12 protein-coding genes and 1 pseudogene are annotated in these 19,138 nt (G+C 34.8%); 4 read left to right on the top strand and 9 right to left on the bottom strand.

What is annotated here, in order from left to right; genetic code table 11:
* Position 1 precedes the first annotated feature (1 nt).
* The 3 genes from ACFOW1_RS08600 to ACFOW1_RS08610 are packed head-to-tail and all read right to left on the bottom strand — an operon-like array spanning position 2 to position 6,474.
* Positions 2–1,462 carry a glycoside hydrolase family 30 protein gene (locus tag ACFOW1_RS08600; RefSeq protein WP_379013605.1) on the bottom strand — a complete coding sequence of 487 codons (1,461 nt, stop codon included), beginning with the start codon at positions 1,460–1,462 and terminating at the stop codon, positions 2–4.
* Between the two features lie 22 nt (positions 1,463–1,484).
* A complete protein-coding gene (locus tag ACFOW1_RS08605; RefSeq protein WP_379013607.1) occupies positions 1,485–3,146 on the bottom strand; it encodes a glucoamylase family protein in 1,662 nt (553 codons plus the stop codon).
* Positions 3,147–3,156: 10 nt separating this feature from the next.
* On the bottom strand, positions 3,157–6,474 hold the full coding sequence (locus tag ACFOW1_RS08610) for a VCBS repeat-containing protein (RefSeq protein WP_379013608.1): 3,318 nt from the start codon (positions 6,472–6,474) through the stop codon (positions 3,157–3,159).
* A 134-nt stretch (positions 6,475–6,608) separates the two neighbouring features.
* Here ACFOW1_RS08610 and ACFOW1_RS08615 point away from each other — a divergent pair, with 134 nt between their 5' ends.
* Positions 6,609–7,865, top strand: coding sequence for a multiheme c-type cytochrome (locus tag ACFOW1_RS08615; protein WP_379013610.1), 1,257 nt, complete (start codon positions 6,609–6,611; stop codon positions 7,863–7,865).
* Between the two features lie 117 nt (positions 7,866–7,982).
* Here the strand turns inward: ACFOW1_RS08615 and ACFOW1_RS08620 are convergent, their stop codons facing one another.
* From ACFOW1_RS08620 to ACFOW1_RS08640, 5 genes are all read right to left on the bottom strand, one after another.
* Entirely contained in the window at positions 7,983–8,819 is an 837-nt protein-coding gene (locus tag ACFOW1_RS08620; RefSeq protein ID WP_379013611.1) for a LamG-like jellyroll fold domain-containing protein, read from the bottom strand.
* Positions 8,820–8,892: 73 nt separating this feature from the next.
* On the bottom strand, positions 8,893–10,473 hold the full coding sequence (locus tag ACFOW1_RS08625) for a RagB/SusD family nutrient uptake outer membrane protein (protein ID WP_379013613.1): 1,581 nt from the start codon (positions 10,471–10,473) through the stop codon (positions 8,893–8,895).
* Between the two features lie 19 nt (positions 10,474–10,492).
* Positions 10,493–13,837: a TonB-dependent receptor gene (locus ACFOW1_RS08630; protein ID WP_379013615.1), complete on the bottom strand. Its 3,345-nt coding sequence runs from the start codon at positions 13,835–13,837 to the stop codon at positions 10,493–10,495.
* A 204-nt stretch (positions 13,838–14,041) separates the two neighbouring features.
* Positions 14,042–15,163, bottom strand: coding sequence for a FecR family protein (locus ACFOW1_RS08635; RefSeq protein ID WP_379013616.1), 1,122 nt, complete (start codon positions 15,161–15,163; stop codon positions 14,042–14,044).
* A gap of 58 nt (positions 15,164–15,221) precedes the next feature.
* Entirely contained in the window at positions 15,222–15,818 is a 597-nt protein-coding gene (locus ACFOW1_RS08640) for a sigma-70 family RNA polymerase sigma factor (protein WP_379013618.1), read from the bottom strand.
* 701 nt (positions 15,819–16,519) lie between these two features.
* Between ACFOW1_RS08640 and ACFOW1_RS08645 the strand changes: the two genes are divergently transcribed.
* The 3 genes and pseudogenes from ACFOW1_RS08645 to ACFOW1_RS08655 form a co-directional block, all read left to right on the top strand.
* Complete coding sequence (locus tag ACFOW1_RS08645) at positions 16,520–16,927, top strand: hypothetical protein (RefSeq protein WP_379013620.1); 408 nt, start codon at positions 16,520–16,522, stop codon at positions 16,925–16,927.
* A 379-nt stretch (positions 16,928–17,306) separates the two neighbouring features.
* Positions 17,307–17,645: a hypothetical protein gene (locus ACFOW1_RS08650; RefSeq protein WP_379013621.1), complete on the top strand. Its 339-nt coding sequence runs from the start codon at positions 17,307–17,309 to the stop codon at positions 17,643–17,645.
* A 35-nt stretch (positions 17,646–17,680) separates the two neighbouring features.
* Positions 17,681–18,559, top strand: a pseudogene (locus ACFOW1_RS08655) (IS3 family transposase); the annotation flags it as partial.
* 311 nt (positions 18,560–18,870) lie between these two features.
* Here ACFOW1_RS08655 and ACFOW1_RS08660 read toward each other — a convergent pair.
* The coding region (locus tag ACFOW1_RS08660) for an integrase core domain-containing protein (RefSeq protein ID WP_379013623.1) at positions 18,871–19,138 on the bottom strand (268 nt) is incomplete at its 5' end.

Raw genomic sequence — 19,138 nt, forward strand, 5'->3', positions numbered from 1 at the left:
ATTACCAGATATAAGTGCCTACTGCGCCAGCAGCTAGTTGAGTAGTTACCCATTTGCCATTAAATCTAATATTAAATGAAACAGCTGTGGTACCATCATTTTCAGTAACAAGTACTTTTTTGTTGTCAGGCGTTAAAAATGCGACTGTTTGAATAGACCCATTAGTATTACTAGCAATCCGAACAGAACCAGCTGGTACGAATTTAGCAGCGTGGGCAATAATATAAAAAGCTACATTATGGGTCACAGATGAACCATTAATAGTCACAGCGCCTTTACAAGTGTTGCAACCGCCGTTGGTATGTGGTCCATAATTTGGATCGTTAGCAAGGTTCCATTCTAATGCATTTTTACTCCAATTACGCATAGAGCCAATCACCAAATTTTTTAAATGCCATTTTAAATCGCCACCAAAATCGCCAGTAGAGGCTGTATATTGTTCAGTAAAATAGACGTCTTTATCTGGATAAGCATTGTGAACAGTTGTTAAAGCGCTTATATCACCAGCATACAAGTGAAAAGCTGAGCCTGCAACAAATGGCTTTGCCTGAATATCGTTTAAAACAGTGATTGGATAATTCGGCTGATCGCAATTATGATCGTAGGCTATAATTTTAGTAGCGATATTGGCCGTTTGAAATGCCGGTCCTAGATTGTTTTTTATAAAATTCGCCTGCTGTAATGCTGTCATTACAAGGCTGGGATTGTTATTTGGATTTAATGGTTCATTTTGTGGTGTAATAGCATCTATTGTAATACCTTCTGCCTTCATTTGCTGAATATATTTTACAAAATACTTGGCGTACACGTCATAATAAGCAGTTTGCAAACTGCCACCCACAAAACTATTGTTGTCTTTCATCCAAATAGGAGGGGACCATGGTGTGGCCAAAATTTTAATTTTGGGATTGATCATTAAAATTTCCTTTAATAAAGGAATCAAATCTGTCTTATCTGCATTGAGACTAAAATTACTTAAATTAATATCCGTTTGCCCTGCAGGTAGATCATCATAACTAAAAGTGCTCGCATTTAAATCGGATGCACCAATACTGATTCGTAAATAATTAACCGCAACAGAAGTACTACTAGAACCAAATATTTCCTGCAACAAATTGGCCTTTGCTGTAGCACTCATCTGATTAATAAGATAAGCGCTACCACCAGTAAGTGTGTATCCAAAGCCATCAATAGTTTGGTAATGTTGTGTAGAATCCACATCTATATTAATATAACTATTACTACTTGTGCCAAAAGATAACACCGCAGATTGTTTTTGTAATAATACACTCTGGTCACCTTGGGTTAGCCAAAAGTCAACATCGTTAGTAGTCACCACAGGTGGTGGCGTTACAGGTGGAACTACAGGCGAGGTAGTAGACGTATCTCCTGGTTTGGAACAATTGGCTTGCAGTGCAACTACCATTATTAATAATAAAAAGTGCAACTTTATATTTTTCATATTATAATTATTATTATTTAATTTATAAGTAGGGTGCTTTAAAACCAAGGTTTAGCATTCCTGTTTTAACTTCAGGGCAACTGGTAAATAAATTCCACAACAACCCAGTGCGGTAATTTTCGATCATTACAATAATTGGTCCCTGATCTATTGCCAAAGTAGAATTTGCGAACCAGGTACTTTTTAAACTAAATGCATCATAAAAACCATAGTCTCCCCATAGTTTATCGCCTAGGGTATAATAGAAAAATTTTAGTGCCCTCATAGATTCTGTTGGCGTATAGGGTAAAGAGGAAATAGCTGCTGTTGGGGCTATTACACCAATATCATTGGTGGGTGAGCTAGCTGTATAGCCATTTTGAATATCACTGGCCGTCAACCCCCAACAAGCATTACTGTATCCATAATTATTTTGCGGGTTAGCCACACAGTAGCTATAATTAATAAGTGTATGATTTTTAGTTTGTGTGGTATAATTGGCATACGCATCCATCAAGCCATTTGGATTAATCCCTAAAAAAGAATAATGCGAAAAAAATAAAGGGCCTCCTTGTACCTGACCTAAAGGTAATGGATACCCATAATAGCTACTACCGTTTATAAAGCCAGACCCTCTTGCCCATCCACTATTGTAAACAGCAGCTGGTATTGCATGTGTGGTAGAAGATGCGGCTAATACATAGGTAATTAAGCATTCGTTCCAACCTTGTATTTTCACATTCATATCCCATGAATAATTATTGCTATAGTGCCAATACAATACATTTTGATTATTTTGCCTAAACCAATCCCATTCTACGCCATTCCATAAAAGGTTAATATCAGCCCGAAAGTTGGTTTCATCGGCACTACTATTAGTAAAATATTGCCTAGCCGTAAGTAAGCCTTGCAATAAGTAAGAGGTTTCTACCAAGTCTGCACCGTCGTCTTTTACACTAAAAGGGACAATAAGCCCAGTTGAGCCGTTTAACCAATGTGGAAACGCGCCATGCACTTTTTGCGCTGTATTTTTCAAGAAGCCTACAATTTTTTGCAACTGCATGAAGCCCTGCGATCTTGTAATAAAATGTCTATTAATGCCAGCTACTATTGCCATAATACCAAACCCAGAACCACCTGTAGTTACTATATCTCCCGAGGTATTGCGTTCTCTAGCCAAGCCACTTACAGGATGGCTAAAATCTACAAAGTATTTTAAAGTTTGCTGTTGTATTTTGTCTAATAATATACTATCATCTACAATAGGAAATTTATTGGAAGAGTCTATCTGAGTGAGGAAAACTTTATCTATTGGCGTTGTAAGGCCTCCCCCCGAAGCAGATTGTAGGTTACTAGTAATTGAAAAGAAATATTTAGAGAGGTATTGTAAAGCAGAACTTGGTTGAATGAGTAACGTAGAATCGTGATTTTGAAAATTTGTAATGGTGGATATCATTGTTCCATTTGCATCTTTTAACATAATAGCACGCGTTGAATTTCGATTAATAGGTTGGGAAAATTGTATCGAAATGCTTGGTACAATAGCGATACCATATAGCATATTATCAAAAGAGACATTGTTTAATGTAATATTAGTAATATTTACTGTTGATATCACAGGTGTTACAGGCATTGTGGTTGTGGTGCCGCTTTTGCCACAAGCCCCAAAAAATAAGCATATAATAATCAGATGATAAATTTTCATAAAGGCGCTTTTATTTCGTAGGCTTTAAAAAAACGATGGTTCCATTATTTCTAGCGATTAATAATAGCTTTTGCCCACCTTTAGTTGTTAACCATTTCGTATCTCTTATTTCCCCATCAATAGCTGGTAATATGCTTTTCATTTTAAAGGAGGCGGTTTGGTTTGCATATGAAAAAATAGATGGTACCAAACCGTCATATCGGCCTTCGTAAGGAATAACACCATAAAAATTACCACCAGCTAAAAAGTTGGTACTTCCAAGAGATGTAAACGAAAAAACGGGTGCAAATTGAACGGCGTCTGGGAGCTGGGAACTAATGAATCCGCCTTTTCCATCATTGATAAAACAGGTAGAGCTAAGTGTTTCTGCTTGTAATTCACTGTAATCTTTAAATAGATCAAAAAACATATACTGTACAGTTTTACCTGCCACTTCACCATAAGTAACATACGCTTTTTTTAGTACGGGTATAGCACGTTCCAACTCATCTTTTGCTAAAAAAGTATATTCTTTACCATCCACTGTATAAGCCATCACTTGATCTAGCGATCCATTTTTATCAAAATCTTTGACATACAATTTTAATGGACCATTTTTTCCAGCATACAATTTAGAATTATGCCCCCAATTGCCTGCCAATACATCTGGAAGTCCATCACCATTAATATCTGTTGCATAAAGGGTTTGCCAAAGTCCAGTAGATTTTGGCAAATTATTTTCAGTAAAAACGCCACGATTGTTCATAAATACCTTCACTGGCATCCATTCTCCTGCAACCACCAAATCCATCCAACCATCATTATTTATATCTAAAAACGTAGCACTTGTTACCATCCCTATGGCTTTTAAAGCAATCGTAGAATTTGATGCTAAGGTAAAATGCCCTTTTCCGTCATTAAGTAACAAATAAGAAGATTGTGACATACCATATCTTTTTGCATTGGCTAGTCCACCAACAAATAAATCCATATTACCATCATTATTGATATCGGCGACTGTAACACAAGATTTATTGATTAATAAACTAGGTAGATTACCCTCCGATATTGTAAAATGTCCATGTCCATCATTCATATATAATTTATCTGCTAATCTTGGATCGCCATCTTGATACTCATTTCCACCACTTACTACGTATAAATCTGGAAAACCATCATTATTAGCATCAAAAAATACTGCATCAACCTCATCCGTATTGGCATTTTTGTTAAAAACTGACGTATCAGATGGTATAAATGTTCCATTCTTTGTTTGAAGCATCAAGCAACCTGGTTGACCATTAGCGCCACAGGCAAAAAAATCATCTAAACCATCCTTGTTTACATCACCAACTGCAATTTTTGGGCCACGCGTCGATTCCATATGTGGAATTAAATACTGCATATTAAAATCAATAAAATCATTCTCGCGATGTGTCCAACTGAGGTTTATTTGATTAGAAATATCCGTGAATTGAGGTGTTGGTGTTGGAAAGAACGAAGCGTAGTCAAAATGACTAGTTGCATTTTTTTGTTGAACAACAAGAGGCTTACCCGTATTTACATTTTTCAATAATTGGTATTGTTGATTAGGCCATATAATCAATAAACTATCAATATTAGTGGTGGTGTCTAAGCCAAAATGAAGCTTTGGTTCGCAAGAAGATTGGAATCCTCTTGTAAGCATCAGCTGTTGGTATTGCATTTTTTTATTAGCAAAAACATAGGCTTTAGCGCCGATACCCGAGGTATTTAAACCTTCGCTTTTAAAAGTGATAGAAATTGATTTTTTTGTAGGTGCATTATTTTTTAAAATTTTGGCCGGTGCATTAAGGCAATTGATGACCAAATCTAAATTTCCATCATTGTTAAGGTCTGCATAAGCCGCACCATTGAAATAACCATTTAACTGACCTGTACCCCAAACATCACTCATATCTGTAAAACCAATGTTCCCATCGCCTTTGTACAAATAAGGATGCGATGCACCATCAGGCATTTTAGTTAAGGCATCTTTATCAAACTCATCCGTTTGATTCATTGCTTGCCTTAGAGACATATTGGAAACAAATCGAATGTAATCTAAATCTACAGGTCGTTTTACTATTCCGCTAGAAATGAACAAATCTTTATTGCCATCATTATCAAAATCTGCAAATAAAGGCGCCCAACTCCAATCGCTGGCTGAAATACCACTTTGTAAGCTTGTTTCGCTAAAACTTACACCATTACCGTTATTACGCTGTAAACAATTTTTAGAGTACTGGTATTGAAAACCATTTTTAATGAGTTTAAACTTATAGGTATCCGCATTTTCGTCGCTGCCATAAGATTTTAACGTTTTTTCTTCTGATGGCAGCATGTCAACTGTTACTACATCTAGTTGACCATCATTATTATAATCGGCAATATCGTTGCCCATACTAAACCGACTATAGTGCTTAAAGTGTTTGGCACCACTTTCGGTGAATGTACCATTACCATTATTGATATAATAATAATCGTTTTCGTGAAAATCATTGCCAATATAAATATCATCCCAGCCATCATTATTCAAATCAGCAACTGCAATACCTAATCCATATCCAAGATTACTTTGAAAAATACCTGCCTCAGCCGATACATCTGTAAATTTTTTTACAGGTGTATTCATGTCATTGCGCATTAATTTATCGCCAGCTTCTGGATCAAATTTGCGCCTGTTAATGGTATCTACAATGTTTTCATTGGCTTTATGCGATTGATTAAGGATATAACAATCTAAATCACCATCATGGTCATAATCAAAAAAAACAACCTGCGTTGTAAAGCCTGAAAAGTCTAAGCCATAAGCTTTAGCACTTTCAGTAAAACTAATGTCACCTGGCTGCCCGGCGATAGAACTTTTTGACAATCCTTTATTAATAAATAATTCATTATGTCCTTGTATTTTACCATTAATATTTACGGCAGACACATAGATATCTAATAAACCATCGCCGTTTACATCTGCCATCGTTACACCCGTACACCAATCTGATGTACCAGCTACACCTGCTTTTTCTGTAATATCTTCAAACTGAAAATTACCCTTATTAAGATATAATTTATTCCCACCTTTTGTATTAGCTGTGAAATAAATATCTGGAAGCCCATCATTATTAATATCACCAATAGCTACGCCACCGCCATTATAATAATAAAGATAATACAAGATGCCAAATGCCTTTTGGTCTTTCAGAGTATTTTCAAAATGGATATTAGTAGAAGAAGGAGATAATACAGTAAAAAGCTGTTGGGATTTTTTACAAGTCATTCCAAAAACCGCCATAATAATGAAAATGAAAATAGATAATCTTACGATGGACATGGGTAGATATTTAGTAGATATAAATACAATATTTCATAGAATAAATAGCTGATAATTTAATTGAGCATAATGGTAAAGGGTATCAATTTAAATGTATAAATTGTTGTGCCATTAATGAATTTAAGGAATTGATTATGAAAAAAAATGCTCTTTATAAACGATCTGCAACGACCATATTTGTGATTAGTTTGTTGGTTTTATTTTTAAGTAAATGCATCGATAAAAGCAAAGAACAAGATGGTCTTCTTAAAAATGCTACAGGCAAGCAATTTGCTGGCTCTGCTACATGCGCCAACTGCCATAAAGAGATTTATACTAATTATATACATACAGCACATGCACTGACGTCACAACCTGCATCAGAACAATCAATTAAAGGTAGTTTTGCACCTAGCGAAAACAGCTTCAGCTATGGTAACAATACAATTGTAGCCATGGAGAAACGTAGTACCGGTTTTTATCAGGTTGAATACGATAACGGTATTGAAAAAGCTGCACATCGCTTTGATATTGTTGTTGGCTCTGGTGTAAAAGGACAGTCTTTTATTACCATTCACAACAACCAATTTTTTCAATTACCAATTACTTATTTCAGTGCTGCCAAAGAATGGTCAAATAGCCCTGGATATCCTAATAAAATCATATTTAATCGACCGATTACCTCTCGTTGTCTTGAATGTCATACCACATTCGCCAAAACATTACCAACGGATTACAATACACCTGAAAAATTTGATAACACAAAAATTATTTACAGTATCAGCTGTGAAAAATGTCATGGCCCTGGTGCAGAACATGTTGCGTTTCAAACCCAAAATCCTAATATTAAAACAGCTAAATACATTATTAATCCTGCGACATTAACACGACAACAAAACTTAGAATTTTGTGCATCTTGCCATGGCGGCAGGCTAAAAAAAACCAAGCCTTCCTTTGAATTTGCCATCGGAGATACGCTAGCTAATTATTTTGAAAGCGATACTACTGTGCCCAATCCGAATAACATCGATGTTCATGGCAACCAATATGGACTACTGAAAGCAAGCAAATGTTTTAAAATGAGTACCACCATGACCTGTAATACATGTCATAACGCACACGATAATGAAAGAGGCAATACTGTTGTATTTTCTCAGCGTTGCTTGAATTGTCATCAGAACCAGAACAGTGCTACTCATCAAACTGAATGTAAGCTTATTGCCTCTTATGGTGCTATAATAAAACGAGATTGTATTAGCTGTCACATGCCACTTAAATCTTCTAAAGCTATTGCCGTCTTTTTACCAGGCAATACTGCGCCCACTGCAGCTCGAATACGTTCACATCTGATTACTGTTTACCCTGAAGAAACCCAAAAAGTACTATTACTTTTGACAAAGAGTGTCAAATAGTAAAGAAGCTTCAGCATTCAAAAGACTACGATTATCAAAGATCAATAGATTAAAAAGGGCTGAAATACTAGATGCAGCCCTTTTTAATAACAGTTTTGCATGAAAATTAAACTTTACTTATTGTTTATTTGTATATAAAGCAGCCATATCTGTCGGTGATAATGCAACTCCATATAACCTTACCTGGTCAATAATGCCAGGAAAACCCGCCATCCAAGTATTGTTCGAGTAACTATCTACAACGCCTGCAGCTTCTTGAAAGCCACCAAGAATAACTTGAGAAGGGTTCTCGAAAACAATATGCTGGTTAGTTTTCATATCAAATTGTACACCGTCGCGATATACGATTCCGGTAAGAGTTGACGCATCGTAAGTAAACCCAATTTGATGCCATTTACCGTCATACATATGTGGCCATGCTTTAGTAAAATTATAGCCTGCAAAATTCCAGTTGTCACCATTATTAACATCACCGAAATGTATTTTTAAGTCCATACTGTCTGTATTACCTTTTGTATTATTATCTGCGTAAAACGTAATATTGCCCCAGAAATTCTTTGCATTTGCAAAAGATAACACACCTACTGCATGGTTATTGTCCTTCTGCGCCAACGTTATATTAATCCAATATGAAATACTGAAGCTTGAAGAATTGCCAAAATCGTTTGCAGAGGGAAAACTTACATACCCATTTTTAGAGCCATTTAGTTGAACAGCTAAACCATTAACACCTGGTACGTAAGATGTATTGTTGTCAATACCAAAATTAGCTCGAATGCTATCAACAGCCTTGCCATCTAAAGCAGCATAAAATTTCAAAGGACCGCCAGGTGCATTGGCATCTTTCGGATAATCGCCTAAAACTGGGTGATCAATTTTTTGACAACCTGTAATTATTAAGCCAAATGTTAGAATCAAACCAACATAATTAGCTATTAGATATTTTTTGTTCATGATTCAAATTTTAAGATGAATTTTAAAAAATGATGCTATCTATCATGGTTATTTAGATAGCATCAATATTTTACTACCATTCAGGATTTTGTTTTAATACACCACCAGATAAATCGATTGCTTTTTGTGGTATAGGATAAAAGCGACAACGATTAGTATAACCCAAGGAGCCTAATACACTTACGGCATCTCCCCATCTTACTAAGTCATAGAAGCGATATCCTTCCATGGCAAATTCGAACCTTCTTTCATTTTTGATAGCGGTACGCATCTGAGATTGGCTCGAAAAAGAAATATGTGGGAGTACAGCATTATTGCCACCTCTTGCTCTTGCTCTAATTTTCTCTACCATTGCTTCAGCTGTTGCACCATCGCCCAATTCATTAGAAGCTTCTGCCAACATTAAAATTACATCTGCATATCTTAGAATACGATGGTTTATCCAACGTGCAGCACCACTACCATTGATATAGCCCGTATAGGCGCGCATTGCGGGGTCGTTCCCTATATACAATTTCTTATTCCAATATTTTCTAGCAATACCTCCATTTGCCTCGTTAGCGTCATAATTTGGCAATGTGGCACCAAATCCTCCATTTGCAGGATCATCGCTTTGGCCAGAGTATAAAATTGTTGCTGCTTTTCTCGGATCAGTATCATCCCAAGCATTCACCAACACATCCGTTGGCGTGTTCCAACCCCAACCAAGGTTCCACACATTTGGTGCACCCCCTTGGCGTACCTGTTGACAAGTACCCCAATCTGTACCATTATCTTGTTTAGAATTACTTGCTGCATTAGCACCGTCAGTGGCCTGCATTTCAAAAATCGATTCTGGACCATTTTTGCCAGCACCATTTGTGCCATCTTTCCAAATATCAACAAATCTTGTTGCCAAAGAGTATTGACCTGAATTAATTACTTGATTACATAAAGTAACTACTTTAGCCCAATTACTTCTGAATAAATAGGTTTGTGCCCATAAGGTATTGGCTGCACCGCTTGTTAATCTACCATCATAACCAGCACCATATACCGAGCTATTTATTGGCAAATATTTAGAGGCAATTGCCAAATCTGAATCTATTAATGCATAAATGTCGGCTGCTGGCGATTTAGGTTTAATACCATCTGAGGCATTCACAATTTTTTGAGTCAGTTTAGGTACATCGCCATAGGTTTTTACCAATTCGAAGTAAGAGTAGGCTCTAAAAAATGCTGCTTCTCCAACATTACGAAGAGATGCAGCATCAGTTACTTTCAAAGAATCTGCATCGTGTAGTTCGTTATTGGCAAGATTTATCATAGTATAATGATCATTCCAATAAGTATTTGGAGCCCAGTCGTCTTTAGAATAATTAAAGTTCTCAAATTCCGCATTAATTTCTGCACCATCCGATTGGCTGCTACCTTTTTGGGCATCGTCGTCGCGGATACTGTGAAAATCGAGCCATGGTAATAAAGAAAAGCCTGCATAGGTTCTTAATGTGGTATAAAGATTTAAACTTTGGGCTTCTACTGCGCCTTGGTTTAAATCATTTAAAGTAGCAGTAAGCGGCTTTCTATCAAGAAATTTATTACAGCCTGAAACTAGGCCAGCGATAATGGTCATTGCAAGTAGCAAAAACCAAACTAACTGTTTATTTTTTTTCATATAGCTTATTTTAATTTATTTAAAAAGTAACATTTAAACCTACTGTACTAATCATTGGAATAGCACCACCTGCATTATCATAACCGAATGCTGTTGCATCGCCACCAAATTCAGGTGTATATCCTGAGTTATTTTTCCAAGTTTTTAAATTTTGAACATTTACAAATACTCGTAAACTTTTCAAATTTATTTTAGATAATAATTGTGGGTTTAAACTATAACCCAACTGTATATTACGAATCCTGAAATAACTACCGTCTTCTATACTATATGTAGAACCTAGATAATTAATTCTATCGGCTTGACTTAAAATAGGTACAAAATTTGAAGTGCCTGCGCCATGCCATCTGTTAATTTTATCCGCCCCATAGTTGGTTCTTTGGAACGGTGATTCTAAAGCGCCCCAAGTTCTGAATATTTGATTACCATAAACACCACCTACATCAACACCTAAGCTAAAGTGCTTGTAATTAACCGTGATAGAAGTACCATAGGTAAACTTTGGAGTTGGATTTCCAATTAATGTTCTATCATCTGGTGTAATAACACCATCACCATTTACATCTTTGTATTTAATATCACCTGGTCTATAAGCGCCGAGAGCAGATTGTACTGGTGATTTTAAGATATCAGCATAACTCTGAAAAATACCCGATTGCACATATCCGTAAAAATAGCCAATTGGCTTGCCTGGCTCTGTTCTACTTTCAGCAGTACCATTATTTTGGAAATTTCTAGATAATACACCTGTTGGTAAATCTGCACTTAAGCTAAGTACTTTATTTTTCAAGAACGTAATATTGCCAGCAATACTTAACGATAAATCTTTAGTAAAAGTTTGGTTCCAACTAGCCGAAAATTCTTCACCCCAGTTTCTAATGCTACCACCGTTAATTAATTCATCCTTTAAACCGATAGATGCTCTGCTTACATAGGTTAATAAATTATTAGTTGTTTTACTGAAATAGTTGGCCTCAAAATGTAAGCGATTCTTAAATGCATTCAGTTCTACGCCGATTTCTTGTGCAGAAACTGTTTCCCATTTTAAATTAGGGTTTTCTATATAAGCTTGGCTAGCTGATGAACGAACATTGGTTCCAAAAACTGCATTATTGCCAGTTAATAAATTAGGATAGGCTGGATAATCGATTGGGGTTCCGTCTAACTGAGATGCTGTTTGGTTGCCCAATACACCCACTGATCCTTTCAACTTCAAATAATTAAATATTTTCTGATTGGCCATAAAGCTCTCCTTGCTAATGTCCCAAGCTGCACCTACAGCCCAAAATTGTTGATTACGATTTGCCGCTGGTATTCTTGATGATGCATCGTTTCTAAAAGAGGCTGTTAAGAAATATTTAGATCTATAATTGTATAATATTCTAGCTAAATAAGATACCGTTGCATATTCGCTTTGACTAGAAGATGACTGGGTACTAGTTGGATCTTCAAAACCATTGGTAAGATACCAAAACCTAGGATCATTTGGAATCGGCGAACCAGTAAGGCTTTGGCTTGATTTACCGTATCTACCAAAAGATCCAAAATAATAGGTTGTAAAACCTCCAGTTGCAGTAAGGCTATGACTGCCAAAACTTTTCTTGTAGTTCAAGATATAATCTTGTTGAAATTTACGATAATCTGTGTTACTTTCAGAAACACTGGTTGATTGATTGTATAGATAAGGCGTATTATTAACAGGGTTATAGGCATAATATAAAGGAACATATTGCCTGCTACTTACATTGCTCATATCTGCATACCAAGTAGCCCTGAAGTTAAAATTTTTAAGGAAATTGATATCCGTATAGACACTTCCAATGGTCCTGTTTTCAAGTGTTATCGTTTTGTCCCATTCGTTTTCTACGTATAATAATGGGTTTACAACGCCTGATGATTGAAGACCAACATTAAGACCAGAATAGATATCTGTATTTATACTATCACTACCATATGGATTTTTCACTCGGAAGTTTTTTGTACCAGCAGACACCATTGGTACTACCTTTCTTGCATTGTCTAAAACTCCCGATGCATTATAAGGTGCATTGGTTCTAGAATAATTCAAATTAACACCAAGCTTAATCCCTTTAGTAACTTTCAATTCATCGTTTAGAGAAAATAATAATTTTTGTAACCGTTCATTTTTAATAATACCTTCATCAGAAGTATAGCCCAAACCAAAATGAAAGCTATTTTTATCAGTATTGGCCGAAACACTTAAATTATTGGTTGAAAATTGCGCGCGCCTAGTAACCGCATCTATCCAATCGGTATTGGCAGTTAAACCCGTATAGTCGTATGGTGTAGTAATACCATTATTGGCATTTTCTTCTGCAAATAAAGTTTTAAATTGATCAGCGTTTGCCAATTTAATCTTATCAACTAATTTTTTACTTCCATAACTAGCATTATAGGTCACTAATATTTGACCCGATTTAGCTTTTTTTGTAGTAATGGCAATAACACCTGTTGCACCTTTAACACCAAAAATAGCTAGCGATGAAGGATCTTTTAAAATTTCAATGGATTCTATATCACTTGGATTGATATAATCTATGTTGTCATTAAATATACCATCTACAACGTACAAGGGATGCACATTACCAATACTCACAGTTCCACGAATACGTATATCAGGTGCCGCACCTGGTGTACCATTATTTACCACGGATAATCCAGCTACTTTTCCTTGCAAAGACGCAACTGGATTGGTATTTGGTTTATCTTCAACTTCCTTACCACTTACTTTTGTAATGGACCCTGTAAGATCTCTTTTATTAGCAGTACCATAGCCAATTACTACTACTTCATCTAGTGCTTTTGTATCTGGTTTTAAGCTAACATTTATTTCTGTTCTTTTACCCACTTGTTCTTCAATTGGGTCGTATCCAACGTAAGAATAAATAAGCGTTGCACCTTCTGGTACAGATATAGAATAAGTACCAGATGCATTCGTGCTAGTACCTACTTTTGACCCTTTTATTTGAATAGACACACTTGCTAGTGCCTCGCCATTGGTACCTGTAACCTTTCCACTAACTTTTATATCCTGAGTTACTTGCTTGATTGGCGTGATAACAATCAAATTATTATCTAAAACACGATAACTCAATGGTGTAGCTTTAAAAATATCCGTTAGGATATCGGTCACCAACATATTGTTGGCATTAATACTTACTTTTTGATTGGAAGTAAGCAAATCATTGTTATATAAAAACCTAAACTCACTTTTTCGCTCAATTTGCTTTAATGCTGATTTTAGCTCGGTCGATTGAACTTTAAGCGTTATACGCTGCTGCGAATATGTTTTAGCAGATAATTGTAAACTTGTAATAAGTGTAATAGCGATAAAGAGTTTCATATGTACCAAAAATTTAATAAAATTTTGTGGCTTCATCACAGACAATCGTTGATTTTTTTTCATATTTTGCTTTTTTTGTAAACTTAAAGGCTTAAAAACCAATATGGCATTGGTTTAATTTGTCTTTTGAGGTGAGTTTCTGAAATGTTATACATTTCAGTTTATGTTTATGATGAATTTAACTGGATTGTTTTCATATTTATTTTATTTAGAGATTGTTATTATTCCTTTATCAACTTTGTAAGTAAATGGGGTAGTCAATTGCATTGCATTGAGAGCTTGGTAAATAGTTTCTTTTTCTAGTATCCCAGTTAGCAACACTTTCTTTAATTTTTCGTTGGTAATAACAATGGATACCCCATACCAACGCTCCATTTTTATGGCAATATCTTCTAAGCTTTCATTGTTAAAAACGAGTCTATTATCTACCCAAGCCGTTTCTACAACAGAATTATCGCTTGGAAATAAGGTCAAGTGGCTTAATTCGATAATTGGTTGAGACTTGATGGTTACCACTTTTTCGTGTTTGTCTATCGGCAGAACGGCTTTACCTATCTTGCTATCTTCCGAATTAACCACCAATTTTTCATTGGGCTTCATCATTATTTTTTCCTGCCTGTCTTTTAATGTTACTTCTATACTTCCTCGTATCAAACTTGTTTCGCTGTTTTTGTCTCCTGCATAGCATTTTACATTAAAAGCAGTTCCCAAAACTTTAATATCCATTTTATTAGTATGGATGATAAATGGTTTTAGTGGATTTTTTACGACGTCAAAAAAAGCTTCGCCAGATAAGGTAACTTCTCTAATTGCTTCGCCAAAATGGTCGTTGTTGTAAGTAAGTTTGCTACTACTATTTAGCCACACCAACGATCCGTCTGGTAATTGCACTTTGGAGCGAGAACCACTTTTTGTACTTACTTCACTTTGAATTATCTTGTTTTTAACAGCTAAATGGGGGGGATTATCTTTATAAAAAAAGACGAAAATACTAGTCGCAAAGATGAATAATACCATTGAAATACCTAATATGAGACTCCTTTTATATCTTTTTGGTTGTTGTAAATTCAAAAATCCTTTTTCAGTATCCATTAACTCCAAATCAAAACTTCTATCTTTTAATCTTTGTTTATGTAAATGATATGTAGCTTCTAAAAAATCGTCTTCATTTTCATTAGGAATATTCCAAAGTTGTTGTACGGTGTGGGTAATTATAGCAGCGTCAGGATGAGTTTTTATTAACTCATCCAATTCTATTAATTCGGCTGGAGTAGCTTCGTTTAATAATTTCCTAGACATTAAAGTCCAAATTCTTTCTACAGTCATAGTACAAGTACTATAATAGAGACAGAAATGAAATGAATCCCCTATAAAAAGTTAAAATTTATTTTAGATGCTGAGTATTCGGATTTTTTATATTAGTCGCTAAGACTGATGCAATTTTTTTTAATGCTGTAGATAATTGATTATCGATTGTTTTAACACTTATATTAAGCAACTCCGATATTTCTTTGTAACTTAGTTTATCTTCTTTTGCTAATTTATAAATTATTTTACATTGTGGAGGCAATTGCTCAATAGAAAATTCGATTTTTTCCTTTAATTCATTGGTAACTAAAAGGCTTGCAGCGTCCTGGTCTGGACTGGTAAATTCTACTTCTAAATCATCTAAAAAAATGATTCTAGTTTTCTTGGTTTTATGGAGTTTTCTTAAAGAAGCATATTTTACAGATTTATAAATATACATTTTTAAATCTTTTATTTCAAGCAATTGCTTTCGTTTTGCCCATATTTCAACAAAAACGTCTGAAACAATCTCTTCCGCAGTTTCTTTAGATTTAACAATTGAAAAAGAAAAACTTTTTAGTTTTAGAAATAAATTAAAAAATAATTTTTTATACGCTGTGATATCTTCATACTCAGCAATGCGGTGCTGTATGTCAAGAATACTTTGAAAATCCAAAGAAGAATTCTCCTTCATAGAAAAATACAATTAAAAATTAAAGTTAAAGTAATCTTAGTTCTAAAAAAAAATGTATTTATCTATGGTAGAATTTAGTACACAGAACCCCTAAATTGGGTGATATCATTGTACAGATACTTCAGAGTTAATAAATTTTGAAAAATAAAAATGGCGATTCTATCAAGAATCGTCATCAATCGAGCAAAGTGGTCTCGCCTACCTTGAGTACGAACTTTTTGATTAAAGATATGAACGCCATTTTGGAATTTTAGGAAATTAATGTTGAAAGTAAAAAAATAAAACGGATTAGATATTTATATATAGACAAAGCCCTATGCGAATAAAACTCCTATAGATAATATCCATATTTCCAAAGATGTCCAACTATATAAATTGATGTAGACTATCATTTAATTTATATGCAAGATTAATTAAGTCCCTATGGTGCAACGCTAGATTTTTTAACGATTTAAACGAAATGGCAAAAAGGCAAGGCTTGATAAATCTCTGTAATCTGCAACCTAAGAAAATATATAATTAAACCATTCTAATACATTGGATAAATATTAAAACATTAAATCAAATAAAAGTGAAATGAAGTTAATAACTTAATATAGTGTTATAGGTAAAGCTTATCAGGTAAAAGAAGATTAAGATATCTGATATTTACTCTCTAACCAATTATAAAATCTTAATTTAACCATAAATAATCACCTATAATGCTCTCCCACCTTTGTGATGTTTTAAACGACTATTATATTCATTTTAGCCAAGGTATCATTAAAAAGCCTATCAATATCCGACCAATAAAATGGGATGATCAATTACTTAATGACACCATTATTTTTCTAAATGAGCAGGATGAAAAGAAACACGTTAACCTGTTAATTACAGTAAAGCATTTAGAAACTGAAAGAAACTTGCTTTTGAAGAAATTAGAATTTCAAAATGCTAGCCTTATCAATGAACAAAAAAATGAATGCATCAATAGTATAGAAGCTTTAATGCACAAGGGTTCTTTCGTTTCTAAAAAAATGTTCACGCTCTCTCTTAATGGTGAAATAGTTTATGCTAACAAACACCTTATAAATGGCAACCTATTTAAGAAGTTTATCAAGGTCAGTTAATCTTTATCTAGATTAGCTTTATCACAGTTTTCGGTAAAAAATTAATCAAAGTAGTATTGAAAAGTTCAATTAATATTTTCAACCAGCCATTATTTTAAAGCCCCACTTTTAGATTGGGTAAAGTCAATATAGGTGTACTAATCGCTTTTATATAAAGTATTGAAATTTTTTCCGGAAGTATTTGTAAATTCAGACAACGTCATATTTTTAAGATTTAACCACAAAATTTAGAATTTATATGAATGGAAATTTTATCGCACAAGGCTACTTTTTTGGGGTTTTGTTTTTGTCTGTTCATACTATCTAATAAGTCTTGAATGTTTCTACCAAATTGAACTGTCTCGACCTAAAATAGGTTTACACAAAAGTGTAAAAATTTATGACAATGTGTATCACAAGCCATCTTGATAAAGGGGTGATTGTAGCAGAGTATTTATTAGGTAAATCTACCTACCGTCAATTAGGATTAAAATATGATGTTGATTTTCGTATCATACATTCGTGGGTTATGAAGTTTCAAGGCAAGGAAAAACCTAAGAAAAAGTCAGCTAACGATACGCCTCAAAAAGCGGTTGTAAATCTGGATGAAGCCCTAGTTGTTTTAACCGAAGCACTGCACAAAGAAAAGCTTCGCAATGAGCTGCTTAATACCATGATTGACATTGCAGAAAAAGACCTTCAAATCAGTATCAGAAAAAAGTTTGGCACCAATCAGTAGAAACAGTTGGGCAAAGGCGGCCTCTTTGTAATAACAACCATTGTTTACTACTTGGTAATTTCAGGCAAGGTTATTATCAGTACAAAAAATATTTGCAACAACAGGCTTATGAAGCCGATTTAATTATTACCGAAGTGTTGCGGTACAGGGTACATCAAAAACATTTGGGTACTAGGAAATTATTGGGCGAGCTGCAATTATTTTTAGGGCAACACCAATTTACAATTGGCCAGGATGGGCTATTTACTTTGTTGCGGGATAATGATTTCTTGGTAAGAAGACACAAACGAAAAGGCAGTATCACCACCTTTTCAAAACACCATTATAGAAAGTATCCCAACATTATAAAAGGCTTTGTTCCCGATGCACCCAATCTCCTGTGGGTAAGCGATATAAAGTATATACATTTATCTGTCGGCTTTGCTTACTTAAGCTTAATCACAGATTTGTACATCCATAAAATAGTAGGGTTTTGCTTACACAAAAGTTTGGAAGCCCAAGGACCATTGCAAGCTTTAAAAATGGCATTAGGTGCCACCAAAGATGTATCCAGACTCATTCATCATAGCGATAGAGGCGTGCAATATTGTTGCGATGCTTATGTAAAGGCATTAAAAGATAAGCACATAAAAATATCCATGACCGAGCATGGCGACCCATTAGAAAATGCCGTTGCAGAAAGGGTAAATAGTATTTTAAAAACCGAATTATTGGAAAAAAGCTATAGTGGTTTTCGTGTTGCACAACCAGCCATTGCAGTGGCAATAAGTACGTATAACTTTATTAGACCACACAATAGCATCAATAATTTAAAGCCAGCAGAAGCACATGCAATGAAAGGAGATATACCCAAAAAATGGACAAATTATTATCAAAAAAAACAGCAAAAAAATCAGGTAATAACAGTGGTTTAAATCCACCGTTTTACCACGATTATTGAATGGCAACAATTAGCCAAACTTATCCACAAAATGGCTTTATACGCTTTTAATGATGGGTAGTTAAAAGCTAAGCCATTTTATGGATAAGTTTAAAACGGTACGGTTGCTTCAATAATATGGAAAAACTACAGCCCTTAAAACCGTAAACCCTAAAAAGGATTAAATCATATTTGTAAACATGTATCAGTATTAATAACAAAAAGTGTAAAATTTTTGCAGGACGAGATGTAAGCTCCCCTAAAATCCGCTACATTCAAAAGTATAAAATTCTCTGTTTTCAGTTTTTATAGGATTTGGATTTTAAGGTATTCAGCTGGTGGTACATAGCCAAGCGAAGCATGAGGTCTTGAACAGTTGTAATCCATTCGCCATTCTTCTGCTTTTTCCCGAACCACTGTTAATGATTGGAAGACGTAAGCGTTTAGCAATTCTCTACGAATATTGCCATTACAGCGCTCAACGTAACCATTCTGCATAGGCTTACATGGTTGTATGAACACAAGTGTTATTTGATGATCCTTGCACCAAATATCTAACTGAGCAGAGATAAAC

The organism is Parasediminibacterium paludis, assembly GCF_042651445.1.
GTDB classification, from domain to species: Bacteria; Bacteroidota; Bacteroidia; order Chitinophagales; family Chitinophagaceae; genus Parasediminibacterium; species Parasediminibacterium paludis.